Origin of the sequence: Pseudomonas sp. ChxA, from assembly GCF_030263855.1 — a bacterium.
In the GTDB taxonomy this organism is placed as follows: Bacteria; Pseudomonadota; Gammaproteobacteria; order Pseudomonadales; family Pseudomonadaceae; genus Aquipseudomonas; species Aquipseudomonas fluorescens_CB.
The window spans coordinates 3,348,216-3,370,569 of the sequence record NZ_JARPMK010000001.1; the positions used below are offsets into that span (position 1 = coordinate 3,348,216).

24 protein-coding genes, 1 tRNA gene and 2 pseudogenes are annotated in these 22,354 nt (G+C 59.6%); 10 read left to right on the plus strand and 17 right to left on the minus strand.

Going from position 1 to position 22,354, the window contains the following annotated elements:
* Nucleotides 1–20: 20 nt before the first annotated feature.
* The 11 genes and pseudogenes from glgA to P5706_RS14910 form a co-directional block, all read right to left on the minus strand.
* The gene (glgA, locus tag P5706_RS14865) at nt 21–1,577 is read right to left on the minus strand and encodes a glycogen synthase GlgA (protein WP_285679699.1); all 1,557 of its coding nucleotides are present in this window, start codon (nt 1,575–1,577) and stop codon (nt 21–23) included.
* Nucleotides 1,578–2,252: 675 nt separating this feature from the next.
* Nucleotides 2,253–3,203: a D-2-hydroxyacid dehydrogenase family protein gene (locus tag P5706_RS14870; RefSeq protein ID WP_285679700.1), complete on the minus strand. Its 951-nt coding sequence runs from the start codon at nt 3,201–3,203 to the stop codon at nt 2,253–2,255.
* 26 nt (nt 3,204–3,229) lie between these two features.
* Nucleotides 3,230–4,243 carry an alpha/beta fold hydrolase gene (locus tag P5706_RS14875; RefSeq protein ID WP_285679701.1) on the minus strand — a complete coding sequence of 338 codons (1,014 nt, stop codon included), beginning with the start codon at nt 4,241–4,243 and terminating at the stop codon, nt 3,230–3,232.
* A gap of 99 nt (nt 4,244–4,342) precedes the next feature.
* Nucleotides 4,343–5,356 (minus strand): alpha/beta fold hydrolase, encoded by a 1,014-nt coding sequence (locus P5706_RS14880; RefSeq protein ID WP_285679702.1) that lies wholly within the window; start codon nt 5,354–5,356, stop codon nt 4,343–4,345.
* Between the two features lie 122 nt (nt 5,357–5,478).
* Nucleotides 5,479–5,919 carry a YqaA family protein gene (locus P5706_RS14885; protein ID WP_285679703.1) on the minus strand — a complete coding sequence of 147 codons (441 nt, stop codon included), beginning with the start codon at nt 5,917–5,919 and terminating at the stop codon, nt 5,479–5,481.
* A gap of 3 nt (nt 5,920–5,922) precedes the next feature.
* The gene (locus tag P5706_RS14890; RefSeq protein ID WP_285679704.1) at nt 5,923–6,369 is read right to left on the minus strand and encodes a DUF411 domain-containing protein; all 447 of its coding nucleotides are present in this window, start codon (nt 6,367–6,369) and stop codon (nt 5,923–5,925) included.
* 112 nt (nt 6,370–6,481) lie between these two features.
* On the minus strand, nt 6,482–6,940 hold the full coding sequence (locus P5706_RS14895) for an SRPBCC family protein (RefSeq protein ID WP_200432197.1): 459 nt from the start codon (nt 6,938–6,940) through the stop codon (nt 6,482–6,484).
* 90 nt (nt 6,941–7,030) lie between these two features.
* Nucleotides 7,031–7,876 carry a methyl-accepting chemotaxis protein gene (locus P5706_RS37230; protein WP_425540579.1) on the minus strand — a complete coding sequence of 282 codons (846 nt, stop codon included), beginning with the start codon at nt 7,874–7,876 and terminating at the stop codon, nt 7,031–7,033.
* A gap of 15 nt (nt 7,877–7,891) precedes the next feature.
* Nucleotides 7,892–9,025: pseudogene (locus P5706_RS37235) on the minus strand (HAMP domain-containing protein); the annotation flags it as partial.
* A gap of 197 nt (nt 9,026–9,222) precedes the next feature.
* The gene (locus P5706_RS14905; RefSeq protein ID WP_285679706.1) at nt 9,223–10,095 is read right to left on the minus strand and encodes a calcium-binding protein; all 873 of its coding nucleotides are present in this window, start codon (nt 10,093–10,095) and stop codon (nt 9,223–9,225) included.
* A 142-nt stretch (nt 10,096–10,237) separates the two neighbouring features.
* Nucleotides 10,238–11,149 (minus strand): AraC family transcriptional regulator, encoded by a 912-nt coding sequence (locus P5706_RS14910; protein ID WP_200432194.1) that lies wholly within the window; start codon nt 11,147–11,149, stop codon nt 10,238–10,240.
* 102 nt (nt 11,150–11,251) lie between these two features.
* On the opposite strand from P5706_RS14910, the gene P5706_RS14915 reads away from it, so the two are divergent.
* Genes P5706_RS14915 through P5706_RS14935 form a run of 5 tightly spaced genes read left to right on the plus strand, consistent with a single transcriptional unit; the run spans nt 11,252 to nt 15,656 of the window.
* Complete coding sequence (locus P5706_RS14915) at nt 11,252–11,812, plus strand: carboxymuconolactone decarboxylase family protein (RefSeq protein WP_200432193.1); 561 nt, start codon at nt 11,252–11,254, stop codon at nt 11,810–11,812.
* 38 nt (nt 11,813–11,850) lie between these two features.
* A complete protein-coding gene (locus P5706_RS14920) occupies nt 11,851–12,912 on the plus strand; it encodes an acyl-CoA dehydrogenase family protein (protein ID WP_285679707.1) in 1,062 nt (353 codons plus the stop codon).
* Complete coding sequence (locus P5706_RS14925) at nt 12,909–13,712, plus strand: ABC transporter ATP-binding protein (RefSeq protein ID WP_285679708.1); 804 nt, start codon at nt 12,909–12,911, stop codon at nt 13,710–13,712. The genes P5706_RS14920 and P5706_RS14925 overlap by 4 nt, the downstream gene beginning before the upstream one ends.
* Nucleotides 13,699–14,898, plus strand: coding sequence for an ABC transporter substrate-binding protein (locus tag P5706_RS14930; RefSeq protein ID WP_200432190.1), 1,200 nt, complete (start codon nt 13,699–13,701; stop codon nt 14,896–14,898). The genes P5706_RS14925 and P5706_RS14930 overlap by 14 nt, the downstream gene beginning before the upstream one ends.
* On the plus strand, nt 14,895–15,656 hold the full coding sequence (locus P5706_RS14935; protein ID WP_285679709.1) for an ABC transporter permease: 762 nt from the start codon (nt 14,895–14,897) through the stop codon (nt 15,654–15,656). The genes P5706_RS14930 and P5706_RS14935 overlap by 4 nt, the downstream gene beginning before the upstream one ends.
* Before the next feature lie 48 nt (nt 15,657–15,704).
* On the opposite strand, the gene P5706_RS14940 is transcribed toward P5706_RS14935, so the two are convergent.
* A complete protein-coding gene (locus tag P5706_RS14940; RefSeq protein ID WP_162843025.1) occupies nt 15,705–15,842 on the minus strand; it encodes a hypothetical protein in 138 nt (45 codons plus the stop codon).
* 172 nt (nt 15,843–16,014) lie between these two features.
* Here P5706_RS14940 and P5706_RS14945 point away from each other — a divergent pair, with 172 nt between their 5' ends.
* Complete coding sequence (locus P5706_RS14945) at nt 16,015–16,209, plus strand: hypothetical protein (protein ID WP_065931559.1); 195 nt, start codon at nt 16,015–16,017, stop codon at nt 16,207–16,209.
* Nucleotides 16,210–16,236: 27 nt separating this feature from the next.
* Here P5706_RS14945 and P5706_RS14950 read toward each other — a convergent pair whose 3' ends face one another.
* On the minus strand, nt 16,237–16,614 hold the full coding sequence (locus P5706_RS14950) for a fe2+ zn2+ uptake regulation protein (RefSeq protein ID WP_200432188.1): 378 nt from the start codon (nt 16,612–16,614) through the stop codon (nt 16,237–16,239).
* A gap of 239 nt (nt 16,615–16,853) precedes the next feature.
* Between P5706_RS14950 and pvdQ the strand changes: the two genes are divergently transcribed.
* From pvdQ to P5706_RS14965, 3 genes and pseudogenes are all read left to right on the plus strand, one after another.
* Complete coding sequence (gene pvdQ, locus P5706_RS14955) at nt 16,854–19,133, plus strand: bifunctional acylase PvdQ (RefSeq protein WP_285679710.1); 2,280 nt, start codon at nt 16,854–16,856, stop codon at nt 19,131–19,133.
* Nucleotides 19,134–19,345: 212 nt separating this feature from the next.
* Nucleotides 19,346–19,419, plus strand: a tRNA-Cys gene (locus P5706_RS14960).
* Between the two features lie 120 nt (nt 19,420–19,539).
* Nucleotides 19,540–19,710, plus strand: a pseudogene (locus P5706_RS14965) (transposase domain-containing protein); the annotation flags it as partial.
* A 43-nt stretch (nt 19,711–19,753) separates the two neighbouring features.
* Here the strand turns inward: P5706_RS14965 and P5706_RS14970 are convergent.
* Nucleotides 19,754–20,446 (minus strand): M24 family metallopeptidase, encoded by a 693-nt coding sequence (locus tag P5706_RS14970; protein WP_285679711.1) that lies wholly within the window; start codon nt 20,444–20,446, stop codon nt 19,754–19,756.
* Nucleotides 20,447–20,682: 236 nt separating this feature from the next.
* Here P5706_RS14970 and arr point away from each other — a divergent pair, with 236 nt between their 5' ends.
* The gene (gene arr / locus P5706_RS14975; RefSeq protein WP_285679712.1) at nt 20,683–21,099 is read left to right on the plus strand and encodes an NAD(+)--rifampin ADP-ribosyltransferase; all 417 of its coding nucleotides are present in this window, start codon (nt 20,683–20,685) and stop codon (nt 21,097–21,099) included.
* Between the two features lie 201 nt (nt 21,100–21,300).
* Here the strand turns inward: arr and P5706_RS14980 are convergent, their stop codons facing one another.
* From P5706_RS14980 to P5706_RS14990, 3 genes are read right to left on the minus strand one after another with little or no spacing between them, the layout of a single operon-like run.
* Nucleotides 21,301–21,534, minus strand: coding sequence for a helix-hairpin-helix domain-containing protein (locus P5706_RS14980; protein ID WP_285679713.1), 234 nt, complete (start codon nt 21,532–21,534; stop codon nt 21,301–21,303).
* Between the two features lie 24 nt (nt 21,535–21,558).
* A complete protein-coding gene (locus tag P5706_RS14985; RefSeq protein WP_056860128.1) occupies nt 21,559–21,810 on the minus strand; it encodes a hypothetical protein in 252 nt (83 codons plus the stop codon).
* Nucleotides 21,811–22,344: a GNAT family N-acetyltransferase gene (locus P5706_RS14990; RefSeq protein ID WP_285679714.1), complete on the minus strand. Its 534-nt coding sequence runs from the start codon at nt 22,342–22,344 to the stop codon at nt 21,811–21,813.
* Nucleotides 22,345–22,354: the final 10 nt, after the last annotated feature.

Here is a 22,354-nt window from a genome sequence, read left to right on the forward strand (position 1 = left end):
TTTAAAACAACAAACAATAATTACTTCGTGGGTTTCCCCAAGGCCTTGGCCACCAGTTGCTCATAAAGCTCGGCGTAGGGTTCCACCGCCTGGCACCAGTTGAACGGTTGGGTCATGGCGCGGCTGCGCATGGCGTTAAGCAGGCCTTTATTGGCAAATACCCTGAAGGCGCGGCTCAGCGCCTCTTCATAGCTTTCAACCGTGGACTCGTTGAACAGGAAGCCGGTCACGCCATTTTCGATGGTGTCCGCCAAGCCGCCGGTATTGCGCGCCACCGGCAGCGAGCCGAAACGCTGGGCGTACATCTGGCTCAGGCCACACGGCTCATAGCGCGACGGCATCAGCAAGAAATCGCTACCGGCAAACATGCGCCGTGCATCGGTTTCATTGAAGCCGATACGCACACCGACCTGGCCCGGGAAGCGCAGGGCGAGTTCGCGCATGGCGTGTTCTTCTTCCGGCTCGCCACGGCCGATGATGGCGATCTGGCCACCGTTCTCGACAATAAAGCGGCTGACCGCTTCGGTCAGGTCCAGGCCTTTTTGGTACACCAGGCGCGATACCACCGCGAACAGCGGGCCGCTGGACTCGTGCAGGCCGAACAGTTCGCGCACATGGGCGGCGTTCACCGCCTTGCCTTCCCAGTCGCCAATATTGAAGTTGTGGGTCAAGTGTGTGTCGGTGGAGGTTTCCCAGCTTTCATCGATACCGTTGGGAATCCCGCTGAGCAGGCCTTGCTGGGTCTTGCTGGCGAGGAAACCATCGAGGCCACAGCCGAATTCCGGGGTGGTGATTTCCTGGGCGTAGGTCGCACTCACGGTGGTGATATGGCTGGAATATGCCATGCCCGCCTTGAGGAACGACATTTTGCCGTAGAACTCCATGCCTTCCTGTTGCAGGGCATGGGGTGGAATGCCCAGTTCCGGCGTAGACGCCAGGCTGACCACACCTTGGTAAGCGAGGTTATGAATGGTGAACAGTGTGGGGGTGCGCGACCCACGCCAGTGCATATAAGCCGGCGCCAGGCCTGCCGGCCAGTCATGGGCGTGCACCAGGTCCGGGCACCAGTGGATCTGCGCCAGGTTGGCAGCCATGTCGGCGGCGGCCAGGCCCAGGCGGGCGAAGCGAATATGGTTGTCCGGCCAGTCGCGGCCGTTGTTGGCGCCGTAGGGCGTGCCTTCACGCTCGTAGAGCTCAGGGCAGATCAGCACATAGATGACCAGGCCATCCTTGAGGTCCATGCGCCCGATCTTGCACGGCGGCAGCGCCGCGTGGCCGCCCAGTTCGCCGATGATATGGATCGGGTTGTCACTTTCCATCACCTGCGGGTAGCCCGGGATCAACACGCGTACATCGTGCAGGTGCGCCATGGCACGGGGCAGGGCGGCGGAAACGTCGCCCAGGCCGCCAGTTTTCACCAGGTCGGCGAATTCGGAGGTCACAAACAAGACTTTCTTACGATTAGGGTTCTGACTCACGATCGGCCGCACAGTGTTGGGCAGGTCGGCCAACGAAGTCGGTCCCCCTGCCGGCTGACTAAAACGCTCTCCCTGAGTATCGACTGCAGCACTGATCATTGTTCTCTCCTACATGTTTGGTCGGCTGATGGCCCGCTGCCACCGGCTCCGATTGGCCACATCCTGCGGCCAGGCGCACAAGCACTGTACAAACTGGCAAGGCGTATGCCAGTTGTACCCATTGCGAAAAAAGAGTGGATGGACGGGCATTCGGCTGAATCGCCTGCGCTCGTCTCCCTTAAAAACTTGACCTGCGGCAGAGTTGTAAAGTTTCGATTTTTTGCGGGGTTTTTGTTTTGGAACGGACCCATCGGTCATGAGTCTAGGACAGATCCCAGAGCCTGCAGGGTTTGTAGGTGTTTTTTGTAGGACAAAAAACTTGTAACGATATGCACAGTTCGAAACTGTTGTGATTTTGCGAGAACGGCGGCGCGATAGTGGCGAACGGCCTAGGTGTGGCGAGCAGGCTTGTTGTGGCGAGCAGGCTTACTGTGGCGAGCAGGCTTGCCCTGCGTTGGAGCGCGCAGCGCTCCCAAATGGCTGAATCGGTGCATCAGGTAGTTCGGTGTGCTCATTATGGGGCTGCTCCGCAGCCCAACGCAGGGCAAGCCTGCTCGCCACAACAAGCCTGCTCGCCACAACAAGCCTGCTCGCCACAGTAAGCCTGTTTGCCACAACAAGCCTGCTCGCCACAGTAAGCCTGTTCATCACAACCGGCCCGCTCGGCCACAATGCCTAGAGCGTGCGAATGGGCGCACCTTTGGCCCAGGCTTGAATGTCCTCGATCATCTGCTGATAAAACTGCCGATAATTCTGCTCACTCACATAACCGACATGGGGCGTGGCCAACACGTTCGGCAAGCGCCGGAATGGATGATCAGCCGGTAGCGGCTCTTCGCTATATACATCCAGCGCAGCCCCTGCCAGTTGCCCGGCTGATAACGCCTCGATCAGCGCCTGCTCATCCACAATCGGCCCGCGTGAGGTATTGACCAGGCGCGCGCTCGGCTTCATCCAGCCCAGCGCCTGGGCATCTACCAGGCCGCGGCTGCGTTCGCTGAGCACCAAGTGCACACTCAGAATATCCGCCTGCTCGAACAGCTCGCGCTTGCTGACCCAGCTTACACCCGCCTCGGCAGCACGCTCCGGTGTGAGGTTCTCACTCCAGGCAATCACGCGCATGCCAAATGCCTGGCCAAACTGCGCGACTTTCTGGCCGATGCTGCCCAGCCCGAGAACCCCCAAAGTTTTGCCATACAGATCGCCGCCCAGCCCGATCTGCCAGCCGCCGGCCCGCAGTGAGTTGGCTTCGGCCAGCAGGTTGCGGGTCGAGGCCATGATCAGCGCCCAGGTTAACTCCGGTGCCGCCTGCTTGTAGCTGTCGGTGCCGCACACCTGGATGCCCAGGGCTTTAGCCGCGGCGATGTCGATGGCCGCGTTGCGCATGCCGCCGGTCACCAGCAGTTTCAGCTTGGGCAGGCCTTGCAGCAGGGCCTGATCGAAGGTCGAGCGCTCGCGCATTACACAAATCACGTCGAACGCCTGCAAACGTTCGACCATCGTGGCGGTATCGGCGGGGTAGTCGTGCAGAAAATGCACCTGGCCCACCGACGCCAGTGCCGACCAATCCACCACACCACTGGCCACATTCTGCCAATCATCAATGACTGCGATCTGTACCGACATTCACGAGTGCCTCGAAAAAGGTTGGATTAAAGGGCGTTCAATCCCTGCAACAGTGCTTTATGAAACTGCGCGGGCTCTTCCATCTGCGGTGCGTGGCCCAGGCCTGGGAACTCCACCAGGGTCGCGTGGGGGATCAGCTTGGCCGCCTGCTTGCCCAGCACGTCGTAGTGACCGAGCCTGGCCTTGACCGCTGGCGGCGCGATATCACTGCCGATGGCGGTGGTGTCGGACGTGCCGATCAACAACAGCGTGGGCATCTGCAAGTCCTTGAACTCGTAGTACACCGGCTGGGTGAAGATCATGTCGTAAATCAGCGCCGAGTTCCAGGCGACCTGAGTATGGCCGGGGCCTTTATTGAGGCCGGCGAGCATGTCGACCCAGCGCTCATATTCCGGCTTCCAGCGCCCGACGTAATAGGTGTTGAGCTCATACTGGCGAATGCCGTCGGCACTGAGTTTGAGCTCGCGCTCATACCACTGGTCGACGCTGCGATAGGGCACACCCAAGGCTTTCCAATCTTCCAGGCCAATGGGGTTGACCAGCGCCAATTGCTCGGTTTGCGTGGGATACAGCAGTGCGTACCGGGTGGCGAGCATGCCGCCGGTGGAGTGGCCGATGATCGTGGCTTTCTGAATGCCGAGTTTTTCCAGCAGTTGATGGGTGTTGATCGCCAGTTGCTGGAAGCTGTACTGGTAGTGATCCGGTTTGCTGGAGCTGCAAAACCCGATCTGGTCGGGAGCGATTACGCGATAACCAGCGTCGCTCAAGGCCTTGATCGAGTCTTCCCAGGTGGCGCCACAGAAGTTTTTACCGTGCAGCAGCACTACGCTGCGGCCGTTGGCGGTGCCTTTGGCGGGCACATCCATATACCCCATTTGCAGGGATTTGCCCTGGGATTGGAAGCTGAAGTGTTCGACCGGATAAGGGTATTGAAAACCTTGCAGCTCTGGGCCGTAAGCCGGCCCTTCGGTGGCGGCAAAAGCGGGCAGGGCAGCGATCAACAGCAGGCTTGCGGCGCACAGAGAACGGATTGGCGTCATGGGTCAGGCTCCAGGAACAGTGCCCGGATGCTCTGACGAGGGGATTAAGCGAGGATTAACGGCGGCGCAGCGGTCTCGCTGCGCCCCGACGCAGGAGGGTTAATACGCCAATAAACCCGGCATCAATGCCTGGTGAAAACGTTCGGGTTCTTCCACCTGTGGCGAATGGCCAAGGCCTTCGAACTCCACCAGCTTGGCATTGGGAATCAACTGGGCGACGTGCTTGCCCAGGGTTTTGTAGTCACCGAGCTTCGCCCTGACTTCAGGTGAGGCCAGGTCGCGGCTGAGGGCGGTGGTATCGGCGGTGCCGATCAACAGCAGTGTAGGCACCTGCAAATCCTTGAACTCGTAGTACACCGGTTGGGTGTAGATCATGTCCCAGATCAAGGCCGAGTTGCGTACCACTAGGGGCTGACCCGGGCCGTTGAAGAGCCCGACGAGCATATCGACCCAACGGTCATAGGCCGGCTCCCAGCGGCCGCCGTAATAATTGTCCTGTTGATACTTGCGCACGCCCGCGTAGGTGAGGTTGCGTTCCGATTGCGCCCATTGTTCGAGAGGGCGGTAAGGCACGCCCAAGGCTTTCCAGTCTTCCAGGCCGATAGGGTTGATGAGCCCAAGCTGTTCGGTTTGTGCGGGGTACATCAAGGCATACCGGGTGGCGAGCATGCCGCCGGTAGAGTGGCCCAGCAGCGTGACCTTTTTTATTCGCAGTTTTTCCAGTAACTGGTGGGTGTTGTTGGCCAGTTGCTGGAAGCTGTATTGGTAAGCTTCGGGCTTGCTTGAGGTGCAAAAGCCAATCTGGTCGGGGACCACTACGCGAAAGCCATTTGCGCTCAGCGCCTTGATCGAGTTGTCCCAGGTGGCGCCGCAGAAATTCTTGCCGTGCATCAGTACGATGGTGCGGTCTATGGGTTTGCCCGTGGGCGCGACGTCCATGTAGCCCATCTGCAGCGACTGGCCCTGGGACGTAAACTTGAAGCGTTCGACCGGATAAGGGTATTGGAAACCTTGCAGCTCGGGGCCATAGTTGTCGTCTTTGCCGGTGGCGCAGCCGGTAAGGGCTGTAACCAGTAGCAAGCTCGTGAGATATAGCGTACGCGGCGGTCGCATGGTGTGCTCCGTAGTGAAAAAAACGGATGCTGTCGACACCCGATTAATCGAGGATTAATCGGGTGTACCGAACGGCAGACACAGCTTATTCCTACAGAAAAAGCACCTGCCACTGACGGTTTTTACGGCTGCGCCAGGTGGTTCAGTGTCAATACTGCCAGCAGGGCGTAACGGGCGCCTTTGGCCAGCGTGACCAGCAGCACAAAACGCCAGAACGGCTCACGCATAACCCCGGCCACCAAGGTCAATGGGTCGCCGATAATCGGCACCCAACTGAGCAGCAGCGACCAATGCCCCCAGCGTTGATAGTGACGGCGGGCTTTTTCCAGATGCTGTGGGGTGACCGGAAACCAGCGCCGCGCCTTGTAGCGCTCAACCGAACGTCCCAGCCACCAGTTGACCACCGAACCCAAAACATTGCCGACCGTGGCGATCACCAGCAGCCCCCACAGGCTGTAGTGCCCGCTGAGGAGCAGGCCGACCAGCACCGCTTCCGATTGCAGTGGTAGCAGGGTGGCCGCGCCAAAGGCGGCAAAGAAAAGCCCCAGGTAACCGGCGAACATTAATCAGTGGGCCGGGTAATCAGCCACCACCACGTCCTGACCATCGCGGGTCAGGCCAATGACTTGGTAGGCCTCGCGACGCTCATCCATTTCCATGCCGGGCGAGCCCATGGGCATGCCGGGTGCGGCAATACCCAGCAGATCATCGCGATTGCGCAGCGCTAGCACCTGCTCGGCGGGCACATGGCCTTCGACGAACTTGCCGTCGATCACGGCAGTATGGCACGAGCCCAGGCGCGGTACTACGCCCAGGCGCTGCTTGACGGCGCTCATGTCGGCTTCGACATGGTCGTTGACTTTGAAACCGTTGGTTTCCAGGTGGCTGATCCATTTTTTGCAACAGCCGCAGTTGGCGTCGCGGTGGACGTCGATAGGGATCAAGTCGGCGGCCTGGGTCAGGGCGCAGGTGAACAGGGCGCAAAGTAGGGCCAGTCGCAGGGGGTTTTTCATGCGGGTCTCGTGGGCAAGAGGATGGCGTCGCAAAGGTGCGGCGATCATGCCGACGTCATCGCAGGCAAGCCAGCTCCCACAGGGTGATAGGTGAGGGAGTAATGTTTCTAAATTATACGAAGGCCGCGTTTTCCAGCCGGTGCTTGAGCTGGTCCAGCGCAATGCCCGACAGCTCGATCATGCGCTCGTGCAAGGTGGCCAGTTGCAATTCTGTCTCGTAGGTCAGCACACGCTTGAACAAGGTGCCGTCACGGTGAGGTTGCAGGAAGTAGTGAATCGAACCGTCTACTGCAAGTGAGGTGAACACGGTCTTGAATTCACTGGGACGGCGGGCGATCTGCACGCGATAGCTCATGGGCACGCGCACGCCCAACAAGTCGATAATTTCGGTAAAGCGTGTGCCGGCCGGCAGTGAACCGCTGGTGCCGGTGTCGGCACTCAGGGAAGTGGGGTGCCACTCGTGCCAGCGATCCGGCTGGGTCACGTAGTCATAGATGACCTCGATAGGCGCCTGGATGAAGCGTTCCTGACTGATCCGCTCCAAGCGGACCGAATGCTCAGCTGCATGCATGGCACACCTCCTGTGTGGCGAGATTTTGTCCTGAGAACTGTCAGAATAGTCCCACTCCCGTGGATTGCACGGGAGTGTCTCAGTCATTTATCAGCGCACCTTGAAGCGGCTCATCAACGCAATCACTCGGCCATTGGCGTCCAGCAGGCTCTGGGTGTTGCTTTGCGTGGCATGGCCGCTTTCTACCAACTCGTCGACCATCTGTCGGATCTGCACCATGCTGCGGTTGATCTCCTCGGTCACCGCACTTTGCTGCTCGGCGGCCGTGGCGATCTGGGTGCTGAGGTTGTTGATATGGCTGACGGAACCGGCCATCTCATCCAGCCCGGTGTTCACCCGCGCCGTGGCATCCGCCGCCGACTGGCAACTGGCCTGGGTGTTTTCCATGGCCGCCACCGACGAACTCACGCCCGTGGTCAGGCGTGCGAGCATCTCGTTGATCTGCGAGGTGCTGGCCTGGGTGCGCGCCGCCAGCGCCCGCACTTCATCGGCCACCACCGCAAAACCACGACCTTGCTCGCCAGCCCGCGCCGCTTCAATGGCTGCGTTAAGGGCCAGCAGGTTGGTCTGGCCGGCAATCGCGCCGATCACGCCGAGGGTTTCGGTGATGCGTGCAGCGTCCTGGCGCATGGCCTCCACGGTGTGGGTGGCGCTGGCGACTTCGCCGATCAAGGCGCTGACACTGGTGGACGCTTCGCCCACCACCACGCGTGAGCGGTCGGCATGCTCATTGGCGCGCTGGGTGAAGGAGGCAGTTTGCGCCGCGTTTTGCGCCACGGTGTCGGCAGTCGAGCTCATTTCGGTGATGGCGGTAACGGTCTGGTCGGTCTCCGAGGCGTGGCGCACCAGGATCTGGTTGGTGTGGGCCGACGTCTGCTGCAGTTGCGCCAGGCTCGACGACATGGCGCCCGTGGCCTGGGTCACCTCACCAATCATGTTCTGCAGGTAGACGATAAAGTGGTTGACCGAATGGCCGATGGCGCCCAGTTCATCTTCAGCGCGAATGGTGATGCGCCGCGTCAGGTCGGCGTCACCGGCTGACAATGCATCAATATTGGTTTTCAGTGACTTCATGCGCTGCACCAGTTGGCGGATCGCATAAGCGGCCAACAGCACCAGCAGCAACACCATGGGGATTTGCAGCAGGGCCAGGCTGCCGAGCACGTCATCACGCTGGGCGGTGATCAACGAGGTCGGCAGGGCGGTGGCGAGGAACCACGGTGTGCCCTCGATCGGGCGCAAGTAGAAGGTGCTGGCCACGCCCTGGTTGTCGAACTCGGTGCGCACGAGCCCTTGGTCGCGATGGGCCAGGGCTTTACTCACCTGGGCGGCAAACGCCGAGGTGCCGGCCAGTTCGCTGATGTTCTTCAACACCACTGGGCCGCTGATGCGCGAGCTGTTGCTGATGATCTTGCCGTCGCCTTCGACGATCAGCATCTGGCCGCCGATGTCCTTTTCCTTGCTGGCCACCAGCTCATTGAAGAACCCCAGGGTTACGTCAATGGTGGCCACCCCGTAGGCCGCGCCGTCACGCTCGATGGCCATGGCGCAGTTGGTGCGCGGCTCCTGGCTGGCGTCGTCCTTGTACGCCGCCGCCCAGGCGCACTGGCCGCGTGGCGAGGCGAGGCCGCCTTTGTACCAGCTCTGGTCGTAGTAGTTGGGCGCGGCGTCGCTGTTCCAGAACGTATTGACCGCCAGCTTGCCCGACGCATCGCGGTGCCAAAAGGTGCTGAACTTGTTGCGCCCTGGCGCGCGCTGGTTGGGCAACGGCCAGATACCGCCGCCGAAGACTTTCAACTCGCCATACTGGTCCACCAGGCCGGGCAGCACCTTGTCGATGGCGTCGCTGTCGAGCAGGGGAATGGTTTGGGTGATGCTGCGTTGCTGGGCTTGAACCTTGTTCAGTTCGCCCTGGATGCGTTCAGCCACTTCGGCGACGCGGTTAAGCACCACCTGTTCTTCGGTATGGCGCAGCGTGGGGGCCACCAACTGGCCGATACCGACGACGGTCAATACCAATATCAGCAGGACGAACAACACCAGAAACAGGGTGTAGCGGGTTTGGATGGAGCGCAGTGGGGGCATGGGGTCGTCCTTACGAAGCGTTATTGTCGACGCGGCTTTGTTAGAGCTTCGTAGAGCTATCGGCTTGGCGAGGAGGAGCTTGAGGTACGCGGGTGCAAAGTTGTCGGGTCAGCGGCGACCTTGCTGGCGTTCGCTGCTCAAGGTCGCCTATGCGCAAAACGTGCTGCCGGGTTACCGGCTGCCCGCTTTGCCCGGTTTCACTTCAGCCAAGGTCGAGGGAGGGGGTCGCTGCCAACAACCCGCGGCATGAATGAAAATTTATTTTTGCTGCGATTGTCCTGGACACGGTCGGAACCTCCACCGCTGTATCGGGTGGTGCGGTCATTGACAAACAGTTGGTTATTACCCTTGCCACCGTTCAGATGATTTTTGCCGTCAGGGGTATAGAGCACGTCATCGCCGTCGTCACCGAAGATGAAATTTTTCGAGTCCCTGGCGCCGGTCTTGCTATACATACGGTCGTTGCCATTATTGCCGTACATGACGTTGGTGCCGGAACCGCCCACCATCACGTCGTCGGCGTCGCCGCCTTGCGCATAGCCGAATCCGCTACCCAGCCTCAGCTCATCTTCGTCACCTTCACCAAAGAGTGCGGTCGGGCCTCCACCCGCTTTGAGGATGTCTCTACCATCGCCGCCGTGAATTTCCACGGTGTGCTTGACGTCGTCATCGATGGTGACCTCGTCTTTGCCACCGTTGGTTTTGATCAAAAGGCTATGCTGCGGACCTTGTGGTGCATGGGCGTCGAGCACATACGATTGGCCATTGACGAGGAACTGCAACTTGTCTCCAGGCCAACTGCGCACCCGAATTTTATCGGCAAGATCGCCGGTTTCAACGATAAGCCGATTTGACACCATCTTGGGCTTTTCGGAATTCACGGTGCTCCAGGTGATTTCCCGGCTGAAGGTCACATCGCCCTTTTTGAGCAGTTCATGTGTCCTCGCCTCTTTTGCGCCTGGCGCCAGGTCAGACGGTGGGTCATAGGGGGAGCGTGTGGGGGTTACCGGCTCGACGCCGGGGACAAGGTGACGCGGGGTTGCTGGGGCGTAAGCGTAAAGAGAGAGCATGCGGATGTCCTTCTCGATGACCAAAGTAGAAATCTGACTGCATGTCAGGGCTACTCTTACGTGGACGACCGATGCGCAAGCGTTCCTGGCACCCGCACAGAGCTTGCGACTGGATATTTCGTTCGCGCTTGGATGCTGTGTGTCAGTTCTGCAATTGACCTTTGCGATAAGCCCCAGGCTGCTGGCCGGTGGTCTTGTGAAACGCGCGAGTAAAAGCCGCCACCGATTGGTAGCCCACCGCCAACGATACATCGGCTACGGTCATGTCTTCTTTGAACAGGCGGCATGCATGGCGCATCCGCATCATTAACAGTACATGCCCCGGCGATTGCCCGCACAGCTCGCTGAAGCGCTTGAAAAATGCCGAGCGCGACAAACCGGTGCAGGCTGCCATGCTTTCCAGGGTCCATGGGTCTGCCGGTCGCGCGATCAATTGTTCGAGCAACTCGGCGAACGCCGGTTGGCGGCCCAGCGCTGCCAAACCGCCCAGTTCGCTGTTGTCGATGACTTGCTGGCGCAGCACATACAGAAACAATAAATGGCACAAGCGCTCGAGCAATGCCGAGGAGGGCGCCGGGACGCGCTCGCACTCGTGCAGGATCAACTCGAAGAGGCTGCGCGCGGCGGTCAGCGATGGGTCGCCGGCGCGCAGGATAATCCAGGCGGGCAATCCGTCGACGATCATCGCCGACAAACCGGAATGAAAGTGAAAAAAGCCGCAAACCAGGCCGACGCCGTCGTCAGCGTTGCTGTCCAGCGCCAGCATCGGTCGGCGTGGGCATTCCTGCGCGGCCGCGGCCGTAGCTTCGCCAGACAGCCGGTACTCAAGGTCTCGCAGCAGAAACACCGCATCACCATTATTCAGGTGTTGGGGAAGGGGTTCGCCGTCAATATGCAACCAGCATTGGCCCTGCACAATCAGGTGGAAACTCGCGCTGGCCAGCCCATGGGTGCTGGCGTGCCAGTCGCCGCAATAGCGGCCGACATGGAACAGGCTGGTGTTGAGTTCGAGGCTGTCTAATAACCAATCAACGAGTGCACTGGACGAATTCATCTAACGTAAAGACTCTAGAGCAAGTAATCGCTACTTTAGCCTATTGAGGCGTTTTTTTATAACCAACAGACTTAGGTGATGAACCCATCAGGAGACCACTCCATGTCCCGCGTACCGTTGCTCACCCCCGAAACCGCCCCGGAAGCGGCCAAGCCCTTCCTGGAAAATGCCCTTAAAGGTTCGGGTTTCATCCCCAACCTGCTCGCCGTGTTGGCCAATGCACCGGCAGCGCTGGAAACCTACATCACTGTGTCCGGGCTCAACGCCAAGTCTGAGCTGAGCCTGGCCGACCGCGAAGTGGTGCAATTGATTGCCGCCACCACCCACGGCTGCGATTTCTGCGTGGCCGGCCATACCGCTGTTGCGCGCAATAAAGCCAAGCTGCCCGAAGACGTGATTGACGCCTTGCGCCAGCGCGGTGAATTGCCCAACGCCCGTTATGAGACACTCGCCGCCTTCACCCGCGAAGTGATCGCCACCCGTGGCGATGTCAGCGACGCGGGTTTTGAAGCGTTCCGCGCCGCTGGTTATACCGATGGCCAGGCACTGGAAGTTATTTTGGGCATCAGCCTGGCAACCCTGTGCAACTTCGCTAACGTGTTTGCGCGTACCCCGCTGAACCCGGAACTGGCGCAATATCGTTGGGAAAAACCGGCAAGCTGAATCGGCGATGGTCCACCTGCTGTAAAAAGGAGAAACGAATGCTTGACCCAATCTTGAGCCGTTGGCTCGATGTTCAAGCGCAGGCCCTGGATGTGGGCAGTTGCGATCCACAGGAAGTGCTGCCAAGGCTGGCAGAGTCGAATGTATTAAGTATTGGCGTGCCCAAGGCGCTGGGCGGCCTGGGCGGTGATGTGACCGGCGCGGTGGAAGCCATTGCCAATGTGGCCAGCCATTCCCTGGCGGCGGCGTTTGTGTGCTGGGGCCAGCGCTCTTTTATCGAATATTTGTTGCAGAGCCCGAATGAGCGGCTGCGCGAGCAACTGTTGCCGGACCTGCTCAGCGGCAAGCTGGCCGGGGCCACCGGGCTGTCGAACGCGATGAAGTTTTTGTCCGGCATCGAGACCCTGCAAATCAGCGCGGAGCCGACCGAAGACGGTTGGACCCTTAATGGCCGCCTGCACTGGGTGACCAACCTGCGCAAGAACGGTTTTATTGCGGCGGCGGCGATCGAGCATGCCGGCGGCGGCGCGCCGTTTATCCTGGCCATCCCGGATTCGGTCGCAGGGCTGCAACGTTCGCGTGACCTGGAACTGATGGGCCTGCAATCGAGCAATACCGCCGCCCTGGGCCTGGAAGGCGTGGAGCTGAGCCGCGACTGGTTGCTGCATGAAGATGCACGCAAGTTCCTGCCGGCCGTACGCCCGGCGTTTTTGGGGTTGCAATGTGGCATGTCCATCGGCCTGGCGCGGCGCTCCCTGGCGGAAGTGGCCAACCACCTGGGCTCCTCACGCACGGTGTTGCGTGACGAGTTGGAAGCCTTGCGAGCGACCCTCGATCACCTGGTCACAGAACTCAAAAGCGGCCTGTTGGCCGGTCGTTTTGCCGCCGAACCGGTGCCCTTGTTCAAACTGCGAATCGCCCTGGCCGAAACCGCCGCCAGCGCGGTGCAGTTGGAACTCCAGGCCAGTGGCGGCAAGGCCTATCTCAACGCCCACGGCAGTGGCTTTGCACGGCGCTGGCGCGAGTCGGCCTTTGTGCCGATTGTGACGCCCAGCCTGGTGCAACTGCGCACCGAGCTGCACCGTCAGGCCAATCTATGAGCCAGGCGGTAATGAACGCCCAGGGTATTTGCCTGGGCTATGCCAGCGGGCCGGTGTTGCAAGGGTTTGACTTGCAACTGCAACCGGGCGAAGTGGTGTCGATCCTCGGCCCCAGCGGCGTGGGTAAATCCAGCCTGCTGCGCGTGCTGGCCGGTTTGCAGGCACCCCAGGGCGGTAGCGTGCAGGTGTTGGGCGAACCGCTGGCCGGGCCGCACCCACGGGTGGCGGTAGCGTTTCAAGACCCGAGCCTGTTGCCCTGGCTGAACCTGGAAAAGAACGTCGCCTTTGGCCTGGATTTCGCCCGTCAGCCGCACTTGAGCCCTGAGGAGCGCCGCCAGCGCGTCGACCACGCCATTGCGGCGGTCGGCCTGGAGCATGCGCGTCAGCAGTTTCCAGCGCAGTTGTCCGGCGGTATGGCCCAGCGCACCGCGTTGGCCCGCTGCCTGGCTCGCCAGCCGCAGGTGTTGCTGCTGGATGAGCCGTTCGGCGCGCTGGATGAAGTCACCCGCGCCGACATGCAGCACCTGCTGCTCAAGGTCAACCGCGAGCAAGGTTCGGCGGCGGTATTGATCACCCATGACATTGATGAAGCGCTGCTGCTGTCCGACCGCATCCTGCTACTGGGCAACCGCCCGGCGCGGACTTTGGGCGAATGGCACATCGATTTGCCGCAACCGCGCGAAGAGCAGGTTGAAGCCATCGGCGCGTTGCGTATCGAGATTCTTAAAACCTTACGGCAGGCGAGCCGCCCTCAACCCAACCCCATTGACCAACAGGAGTTTTCACATGTGTCTGGATGACCTTACGCACTCGCGCCGTGATTTTCTCAAGCTCTCGGCAGTACTCAGTGCTGCTGGGGCCTTGCCGTTGTTGAGCAGCCTGCAAGCCCGCGCTGCCAGCGAACCGGACGCGCCGGTGCGCATTGGCTACCTACCCATTACCGACGCCACGCCGCTGTTGGTTGCGCATAACAACGGCTTGTTCGAGGCCGAAGGCATCAAGGCCGAGCGCCCGGTGCTGTTGCGCAGTTGGGCGCAGGTGATCGAGGCGTTTATTTCCGGGCAGGTCAACGTGATTCACTTGCTGTCGCCGATGACGGTATGGGCGCGCTACGGCAGCAAGGTGCCGGCCAAAGTCGTGGCCTGGAACCATGTCGGCGGTTCGGGCCTGACGGTTTCGCCGGGCATTACCGAGGTGAAGCAACTGGGCGGCAAGTCGGTGGCGATTCCGTTCTGGTACTCGATCCACAACGTAGTGGTGCAGCAACTGTTCCGCGACAACGGCCTCACGCCAGTAGCGCGTGCCGCCGGTGCTGCGATTGCGGCCAATGAGGTCAACCTGATTGTGCTGCCGCCTTCGGATATGCCGCCTGCATTGGCGAGCAAGCGCATCGACGGCTATATCGTCGCCGAGCCGTTCAACGCCCTCGCGGAAAACCTCAAGGTCGGCCGCGTGCAGCGCTTTACCGGCGATGTGTGGCGCAACCACGCCTGCTGCGTGGTGTTCATGCATGAGCATGACCTGACCAACCGCCCGGAGTGGTCGCAGAAGGTGGTCAATGCCATCGTCAAGGCGCAGGTGTGGACCCGCGATAACCGCGAAGAGGCGGTGAAGCTGCTGTCCAAGGACGGCCCGAACCGCTACACCCCGCACGCTGAACCGGTGTTGAGCAAGGTGCTGGCCCCGGCCGCCGCCGACCGTGCCGCCTACCTGGCTGACGGCGCTATCCAGCACGCCAATTGGGACGAGCACCGTATCGACTTCCAACCTTACCCATTCCCCAGCTACACCGAGGAATTGGTAAGGCGCCTCAAAGACACCCTGATCGAGGGCGACAAGAAGTTCCTCGCCGACCTGGACCCCACCTTTGTGGCCAAAGACTTGGTGGACGACCGCTTCGTGCGCAATGCCATCGAGTCCGTGGGCGGCATGAAAACCTTCGGCTTGCCCGACGGTTATGCACGGCACGAGGAGATCGGCGTTTGAACAACGGCAGAATCCCTGGCTGGTGGCTGGGGCTGAGTGGTTTGGCCGGCTTGCTGCTGCTGTGGTGGCTGGGCGTGAAAGTGTTTGGCGACGCCGATGGTTTGTCGGCGCGCTTTTCGCTGGCGGCAACCGCAAGCAGCTTGTGGGAATTGCTTGGGCGCAGCGAGCTGTACTTGCACATCGCGGTGAGCCTGAAGCGCATATTCGTTGGGCTGTTTCTGGCGCTGTTGGTCGGTGTGCCGTTGGGGCTGCTGGTGGGCAGTTCGCGCAACCTGGAGGCGGCCACCACACCGGCGTTCCAGTTTCTGCGGATGATATCGCCACTGTCCTGGATGCCCATTGTGGTGATGCTGATGGGCGTGGGCGACCAACCGATCTACTTCCTGCTGGCGTTTGCGGCGGTGTGGCCGATCATGCTCAACACCGCCGCCGGTGTGCGCCAGTTGGACCCGCGCTGGTTGCAACTGAGTAAAAGCCTCAGCGCCACGCGCTGGGAAACCCTGCGACGGGTGATCATTCCCGGCGTAGTCGGGCATGTGCTGACCGGCGTGCGCCTGGCCATTGGCATTTTGTGGATCGTGCTGGTGCCGTGCGAGATGCTTGGGGTGAGCGCGGGGCTGGGGTATTACATCCTCGACACGCGTGACCGCCTGGCGTATTCGGAGTTGATGGCGATGGTGGTGGTGATCGGCTTGCTGGGGTTTGCGCTGGATGCGTTTGCCCGGTGGTTGCATCAGCGTTGGGTGCATGCTGGTTGAACGGTGAACATCTCGCTTTCCGTCCTGGAAAGCGAGAAGCACCCGGTATCAGCGACGCTCGTAGCCAGGGCCGCCATCGTAGCGATGGTCGTGCCAGCCGCCACCGCCGCCGCGAGGGAAAAAGAAGCAGCCGCTCATGGTCAACATGATCAGCAATGGAATCAGCAGTGTGATTCGACGGAGCATTTTTACATCCTCTAAAGTACCGACAGGTTCAATCAGGCGCGGAACAAGCCAAAATTTCTCAGCGCCTGTAACATATGACCCTGCCGAACCGGTGCCATCCCCGTAACCGGGTATGTGCTTGGCATGCTCGGCGATACAAAGTGGATACATTCTTAAGCTTCAGGAACCCGTCATGACCCAAAAGCAACGTTTGAAATATTCGATTCTGATCGCCCTGGCAGTACTGGCGTCGATGTTTGGCCTGTCTTATCTGCAAAACACCGGCGTGATCAGCGAAAAAACGTTCCAGTACCTGGCGATTGCGATTGCCGTCGTGGTAGTGGTGATCAACGGCATTATGCGTCGCAAGGTCAAACCTCACTTCTGATGCCTGCTGGAGCGCCGGGCGAAAGCGTCAGGCGCGACCGTCGAGCACTTTGGCAGCCTCTGTATGGAGGCTGTAGCTTTTATCGGCATTGAGGGTGATCACGCCCTCGCTGCACAGGCGCTTCAGCACCTCACGCACGCTGAGAAACGACAACGGAATGCCCAGCTCGAGCAAATGGCTGTGCACGCCGCGCACGCCCAATGTGCGCTGGTTGTCGGCGGCGGTGAGCAGGGCGTCGATGACCTTCAGCCGGATCAGGCTGGTGCGCAAACCGAAGCACTTGAGCAAATGGCGGATACGCTGGTTGCCGTGCTCCGGCGCTTTGCCGAACGCTTGTGCGCCGCCGCCGTAATTGGCGTCGGCAGCCGGTGAATGTCCATCCGTGGGCGGTTGCGGGTTGTACATGCAAAAAACTCCTTATCAGAGCCTGATCAGGAAAATGATGGCGCTCTTATTGAATAAGACGAACGAGCGAGCGAAATCATGAAGTCCCGGATGTAGAAATTTTGTCGGTATCCGCTTTGTCACACGTCAACCGCCGTTTAAAAAACACCCGCTGCGGCTAAATTATTCCCGGTTGCCTGCGTTCTTACGGTGGGGTCGTTGCCCCTTGTAAGGGTGTCCAAATTGACTGTGGAGCTTGCGTGATTATTTCCAACCGGTTGTCCAAGGCGTGCGTGGCAGGGCTGTTGCTGGGGCTTAGCCTGAATGCTTCAGCGCGTGAACAGGTGACACAGGCTTCAGCCGATATTCGCCGCACCACCTTCGGCGTGCCGCACATCCGCGCCAATGATGAGCGTGGCCTGGGCTACGGCATTGGTTACGCGTATGCGCAAGACAACCTGTGCCTGCTGGCCAATGAAGTGGTCACGGTGAACGGCGAGCGTGCGCGGTTTTTCGGCCCGGACCAGGCGACCCTCGAAGAGCGCAACAACCTCGCCAGTGATGTGTTTTTCAACTGGCTGAATACGCCTCAGGCCGTTGCCGCATTCTGGAAGGCGCAAACCCCGCAGGTGCAGCAGCGCATCGAAGGCTATGTCGCCGGCTACAACCGTTATCTGAAAGAGCAGGGCGCACCGACCCAGTGCCACGCCACGTGGGTGCGCCCGTTGGTGGTGGAAGACCTGGTCAAGCTGACCCGCAGGCTGCTGGTGGAAGGCGGCGTCGGCCAATTCGCCGAAGCCCTGGTCGGCGCCACGCCGCCTCAAGCCACTGCCGCTGTGCCGTCGAGCATGAAGGCCTTTGAACTGGCAGCAGCCAATCAGCAACGCTTCAGCCTCGACCGGGGCAGCAACGCCGTGGCCGTGGGCCGTGATCGTTCATTTAATGGCCGTGGCATGCTGCTGGCCAACCCGCATTTTCCGTGGGTCGGTGGCATGCGTTTTTATGAGATGCACCTGACCATCCCGGGCCAACTGGACGTGATGGGCGCAGCCCTGCCGGGTTTGCCGGTGATCAATATCGGCTTTAACCAGCACGTGGCCTGGACCCACACGGTGGACACGTCCAAGCATTTCACGCTGTATAGGCTGACCCTTGATCCGAAGGATTCCACGCGTTATCTGCTGGACGGAAAATCCATCGCTATGGAGCATCGTGCGGTGAAGGTCCAAGTCAAACAACCCGATGGCAGCCTCAAAGAGGTCACTCATACGGTTTACAGCTCGCAGTTTGGCCCGGTGGTGCAATGGCCCGGCAAACTCGACTGGGACAGCCACTACGCCTTCAGCCTGCGCGACGCCAACCTGGGTAACGACCGCGTGCTGCAACAGTGGTACGCGATGAACCGCGCTGCCAGCCTAAAAGAACTGCAAACCTCAGTGCACACCCTGCAAGGCATACCGTGGGTCAATACCGTGGCCGCCGACGACCAGGGCCAGAGCCTGTACATGAACCTGTCGGTGGTGCCCAACGTCAGCGCCGCCAAACTGGCGCAATGCAGCGACCCACGCGCCGGCCTGCAAATGATCATGCTCGACGGCGCCCACAGCGCCTGCGCCTGGGACGTTGACCCGCGTGCAGCGCAACCTGGCATCTTCGCTGCCGACCAGTTACCACAATTGCAGCGCAGCGACTACGTGCAACACTCCAACGACTCGGCGTGGCTGGCCAACCCCAAGGCGCCACTCACCGGCTTCTCCCCGGTGATCAGCCAGGACCACATCGGCCTCGGCCCGCGCGCACGCTTCGCCGTGCAACGCCTGCAATCCCTGGAGAAGCAACCGATCAGCGTGGCCGACCTGCAAAACATGGTGATGGACAACGAGGTGTACCTCGCCAGCCAAGTCATGCCAGACCTGCTCGAATATTGCGCCAAACACCTGGGCGCAGACGCCGCCGCGCTGCAACCGTTGTGTACCAGCCTGAAAGCCTGGGACCAGCACGCCAACCTCGACAGCGGCATCGGCCTGGTGCATTTCATTAACCTGGTCGAACACCTGCAACAAATCCCCGACGCCTGGCGCGTGCCTTTCGATTCGTCACAACCGTTGACCACACCACGCGGCCTGGCCATCGACCGCGAAGATGTCGCCAAAGCCCTGCGCGAAGCCATGCTGGCCTCCAGTGCAGAGGTCAGTAAACTCAAGGCCACCCGCTGGGGCGACATCCAGGTCAGCGGCCAAACCCCCATGCACGGCGGCCCGCAACAGCTGGGCATCTACAACGCCATGCAAACCGTGCCCCGCGCCGACGGCAAACGCGAAGTCGTCAGCGGCACCAGCTACCTGCAAATCGTCACCTTCGACGACAAAGGCCCCCAGGCACTGGGCGTGCTGGCCTTCTCCGAATCCAGCAACCCCGCATCCAAACACGCCAAAGACCAGACCCAAGCCTTCTCCGAGAAAAAGCTGCGCCCGCTGCCCTTCACCGAAGCCCAGATCAAGGCCGACCCGCACTATCAGCAACAGCGCATCCAGGAGTAGGGCAGGCCCGCAACCCCTTGATGGCAATACGAAATATTTTTGAAATCAAGGGGTTGCAGGTAAAAGCAAATACGTACATAATGGCGGCCATCGAACGCAACGAAGCTTTTAAAACTTCAATGTATTCAATGAGTTAGAGTAGAGGCAGGGTTTTACAGCCCACTCAAGTTTTTACGCGGTGAATGTCAGCAGTCAGGGCGTTGATCGTTTGAGGCCGAGTAGCAAAATGGTTATGCAGCGGATTGCAAATCCGCCTACGCCGGTTCGATTCCGACCTCGGCCTCCACTCTTAGAAACCCCGTAGATTAACGTCTACGGGGTTTTTTATTGGGCGCGGGAAAGTTAGAAGGCAATGGGCTTCCGGCATTTTCAAAGATAATAGTGGTCTGACCCCGTTTTCTCCGTTTTCTCTCGCAGTGGCAAACGGGCGGCGGCGATCATGAGCTTGATCCAGTCTGCGCAGCTGAATGGTCATAATCCATACGTCTACTTGAAGGACGTTCTCACGCGTCTGCCGACCCGGCGTGCAAGTGAGATTAGTGCTTTGCTACCCCACAAAAAATGGATGGCCATTTAGTACGGTCACATCGACGAGAATATAGCTGTGTCAGCGATAATTTCTAAAGCTCACACGGTGCTCCGTCATCGTCGAAGTAGTAAATATTCTCATGCTTGTAACCCCATTTGCCGGTTCTCAAACGGATATGGGGCTCGAATGTAAAACAGGTCACCTCACCCAGGCACCGATTGTTACCCGACTCAATGTAAAGCCTTTGATCACGTCGTTCGCAAATACTGTGTCCAACGTTGCCAAGAAAATCCAGATTCTCGAAACCGGCATCAATTATTGACTCATTAGCCAACTCATATAGGTCGTTGAAGGTGGTTTCAGGGTGAACAAATCGCAGCATGATGTCATGTAGACTTTGTTCCGCCTCATACCCTCTAGTGAAATCATCACCAAGTGGCAACGTTCGACATATGCCGTCCTCAACATAAAATGTACGTGCGCAATCACCCCACACAGTGCCTGATCGGGGACTGAGATCGACTGTTACAAGATTTTGTAAACCTACCGTTTCTTCGCTCGGTTGGTAGTCTCGACCTGACACTGAGGCCAGACTGCGGGATCCCAGCAAAACGAATGCCGGGCAATCGTAATACCATGTATCTGGATACCCCAACTGCGTGAGCATATCTGCTGCGATTCGCGCGATAGAGGCTTCCGTGGAGTTTGGCGTTATGTGATTAACGAGTTGTGCTAAGACAGATTTCGCAGCGGCTTGGACGGGCAGATTTAGCGGCGCAGGCATGGATGGGGCCTCTATCGTCGGTTTCGTTAGCCAAGCAGGCGCTTGAGTTGACCAGCTTAACAAAAGGTAACGAAGCGTTCGCGTCAAGCTGTGTTGGCAATACGCTTACAAAAATACGGCCTAAGTTTGCCTTTAGCGTTCAGACGCATAGAGGGACGGTTCTATTTTCAGTGAAATGAATCCGTCCCTTTTTTATGCTATTAAGCCAACTCCCTTCCTCCAAGGAGCACCCAGCCATGTCCACCACTGCCGGCGTATTCACCCGCCAGTTCTTCCACGGCACCCGAGCTGACCTGGAGCCAGGCGACACCATCCGCGTAGGCTACCCCTCCACCTTCACAACGGGTGAACCACTGTCCTGGGTCTATTTCGCGGGCACGTTGGACGCTGCAATCTGGGGCGCGGAACTGGCGCTGGGCGAGGGGCCAGAGCGAATTTATGTGGTAGAGCCCACCGGGCCGATCGTGGACGACCCCAACGTGACGGATAAGAAATTTGCCGGCAACCCGACGCTGTCGTATCGCTCGTTGGAGCCGCTGCGGGTGGTGGCTGAGGTGACGAAGTGGCAGGGGCATGCGCCTGAGCGGTTGCAGCAGATGAAGGACAACCTTGCGCGTTTGAAGGCGGAAGGTCGCGATGCGATTATCGATTGATTGAGTGGCCTTGTGGTGAGCGGGCTTGGCCCGGTGCAAGCCAATTCAGGCGACGTGATGTGTCAGTTAGAGGGAGCTGGGGCTGCTTCGCAGCCCAACGCAGGGCAAGCCTGCTCGCCACAGTAACGGTGTTCGCCTTTAAGTGATGGGTAACGGCCATTAACCAACGTGCAGGATTCCGGCAGTGTTTAGACCTTCTTGTCAGGCTTTTTGCGCCAGCGCCACAGCTGCTGTAATGGCCGCCCGCGCCTGAGGGCTGTTCTTCCAGCAGGTCGACCCGACTGCTGCCGATGCCTGCGCCAGAATGTCGCTCACGTTCGACTTTCCAAGCACCTCCAATGAGTCAATGCCCATCTGCTCCAGCCGTGTAAGCACGGTGGGGCCTACGCCCTTGAGGGCGAGCAAGGCGGTTCTTTCTTCCAATGAAAACGGCATGTGTAAATTCCTTTTTATTGCTCACTAGGCCTCAGCGCGGACAATACGCTGTGCCTTCACCTCTTCGGCGTACACACCAAGCTTTGCTTGTTGCGCAGCCAGCAATGCGCACATTTTCATCAGCGCCACCGCTTCATCGGGTGTTCGGCCGTTCGCGGCCATCGCCGTCAGCTCCACCACCGACCAGCCGATAACTGCGCGTGCATCGTCAAGGTCGTAAAACAGTTCTTGTTGCGCGGTTCTGGGCCCGTCGAGGCCCTCTATCAGTTCGGCCATTTATCGCTGCGCCTGCTGTTTTGGTTGAAGTCCCATGACAACCATCCCGATGTCGGCAAGGTCCGTGCTGAAGGGGATTTCGCCCATGCGCCGAAACCCGAATGCCTCATAAAAGCCCTGTGCACTGACGTTGGTTTTGAGCACGTCCAGCCACAGTAAATGCTCACCACGTTGCGCCACTTCATCGCGAACACACTGCAACAGTTGTTTGCCGTAACCCCTGCCGGCGGCGGATTTAAGCAGGTAGATTTTCTGCAGCTCCGCGCCCACTTCAGCGGTTAACGGCGCAGGCACTGCCCAATTCACTTTGGCAAACCCGACGGCGTTGCCTTGTTCATCGCGAGCAATGAACCACGCATGCCTGCCTGGCAACTCGAGTGACTGGCGCAGCGTGCTGGGTGAAAAATCCTGCTCAAGAAAACCGTGCATACCGGCAGTCGACCATAACGTCGAAAAATGCTCGCGGTAGGTCTGGCAACCGACCTCGCGTAGAGTATCGATATCGGCGGTTGTCGCTTTACGAATGGAGATCATGTTCTTCCTT

Coding starts and splice junctions, on each gene's coding strand:
- glgA (WP_285679699.1), bottom strand. CDS start 1,577: ATGATCAGTGCTGCAGTCGATACTCAGGGAGAGCGTTTTAGTCAGCCG.
- P5706_RS14870 (WP_285679700.1), bottom strand. CDS start 3,203: ATGTCGGTACAGATCGCAGTCATTGATGATTGGCAGAATGTGGCCAGT.
- P5706_RS14875 (WP_285679701.1), bottom strand. CDS start 4,243: ATGACGCCAATCCGTTCTCTGTGCGCCGCAAGCCTGCTGTTGATCGCT.
- P5706_RS14880 (WP_285679702.1), bottom strand. CDS start 5,356: ATGCGACCGCCGCGTACGCTATATCTCACGAGCTTGCTACTGGTTACA.
- P5706_RS14885 (WP_285679703.1), bottom strand. CDS start 5,919: ATGTTCGCCGGTTACCTGGGGCTTTTCTTTGCCGCCTTTGGCGCGGCC.
- P5706_RS14890 (WP_285679704.1), bottom strand. CDS start 6,369: ATGAAAAACCCCCTGCGACTGGCCCTACTTTGCGCCCTGTTCACCTGC.
- P5706_RS14895 (WP_200432197.1), bottom strand. CDS start 6,940: ATGCATGCAGCTGAGCATTCGGTCCGCTTGGAGCGGATCAGTCAGGAA.
- P5706_RS37230 (WP_425540579.1), bottom strand. CDS start 7,876: ATGATTGGTGAGGTGACCCAGGCCACGGGCGCCATGTCGTCGAGCCTG.
- P5706_RS14905 (WP_285679706.1), bottom strand. CDS start 10,095: ATGCTCTCTCTTTACGCTTACGCCCCAGCAACCCCGCGTCACCTTGTC.
- P5706_RS14910 (WP_200432194.1), bottom strand. CDS start 11,149: ATGAATTCGTCCAGTGCACTCGTTGATTGGTTATTAGACAGCCTCGAA.
- P5706_RS14915 (WP_200432193.1), top strand. CDS start 11,252: ATGTCCCGCGTACCGTTGCTCACCCCCGAAACCGCCCCGGAAGCGGCC.
- P5706_RS14920 (WP_285679707.1), top strand. CDS start 11,851: ATGCTTGACCCAATCTTGAGCCGTTGGCTCGATGTTCAAGCGCAGGCC.
- P5706_RS14925 (WP_285679708.1), top strand. CDS start 12,909: ATGAGCCAGGCGGTAATGAACGCCCAGGGTATTTGCCTGGGCTATGCC.
- P5706_RS14930 (WP_200432190.1), top strand. CDS start 13,699: ATGTGTCTGGATGACCTTACGCACTCGCGCCGTGATTTTCTCAAGCTC.
- P5706_RS14940 (WP_162843025.1), bottom strand. CDS start 15,842: ATGCTCCGTCGAATCACACTGCTGATTCCATTGCTGATCATGTTGACC.
- P5706_RS14945 (WP_065931559.1), top strand. CDS start 16,015: ATGACCCAAAAGCAACGTTTGAAATATTCGATTCTGATCGCCCTGGCA.
- P5706_RS14950 (WP_200432188.1), bottom strand. CDS start 16,614: ATGTACAACCCGCAACCGCCCACGGATGGACATTCACCGGCTGCCGAC.
- P5706_RS14970 (WP_285679711.1), bottom strand. CDS start 20,446: ATGCCTGCGCCGCTAAATCTGCCCGTCCAAGCCGCTGCGAAATCTGTC.
- arr (WP_285679712.1), top strand. CDS start 20,683: ATGTCCACCACTGCCGGCGTATTCACCCGCCAGTTCTTCCACGGCACC.
- P5706_RS14980 (WP_285679713.1), bottom strand. CDS start 21,534: ATGCCGTTTTCATTGGAAGAAAGAACCGCCTTGCTCGCCCTCAAGGGC.
- P5706_RS14985 (WP_056860128.1), bottom strand. CDS start 21,810: ATGGCCGAACTGATAGAGGGCCTCGACGGGCCCAGAACCGCGCAACAA.
- P5706_RS14990 (WP_285679714.1), bottom strand. CDS start 22,344: ATGATCTCCATTCGTAAAGCGACAACCGCCGATATCGATACTCTACGC.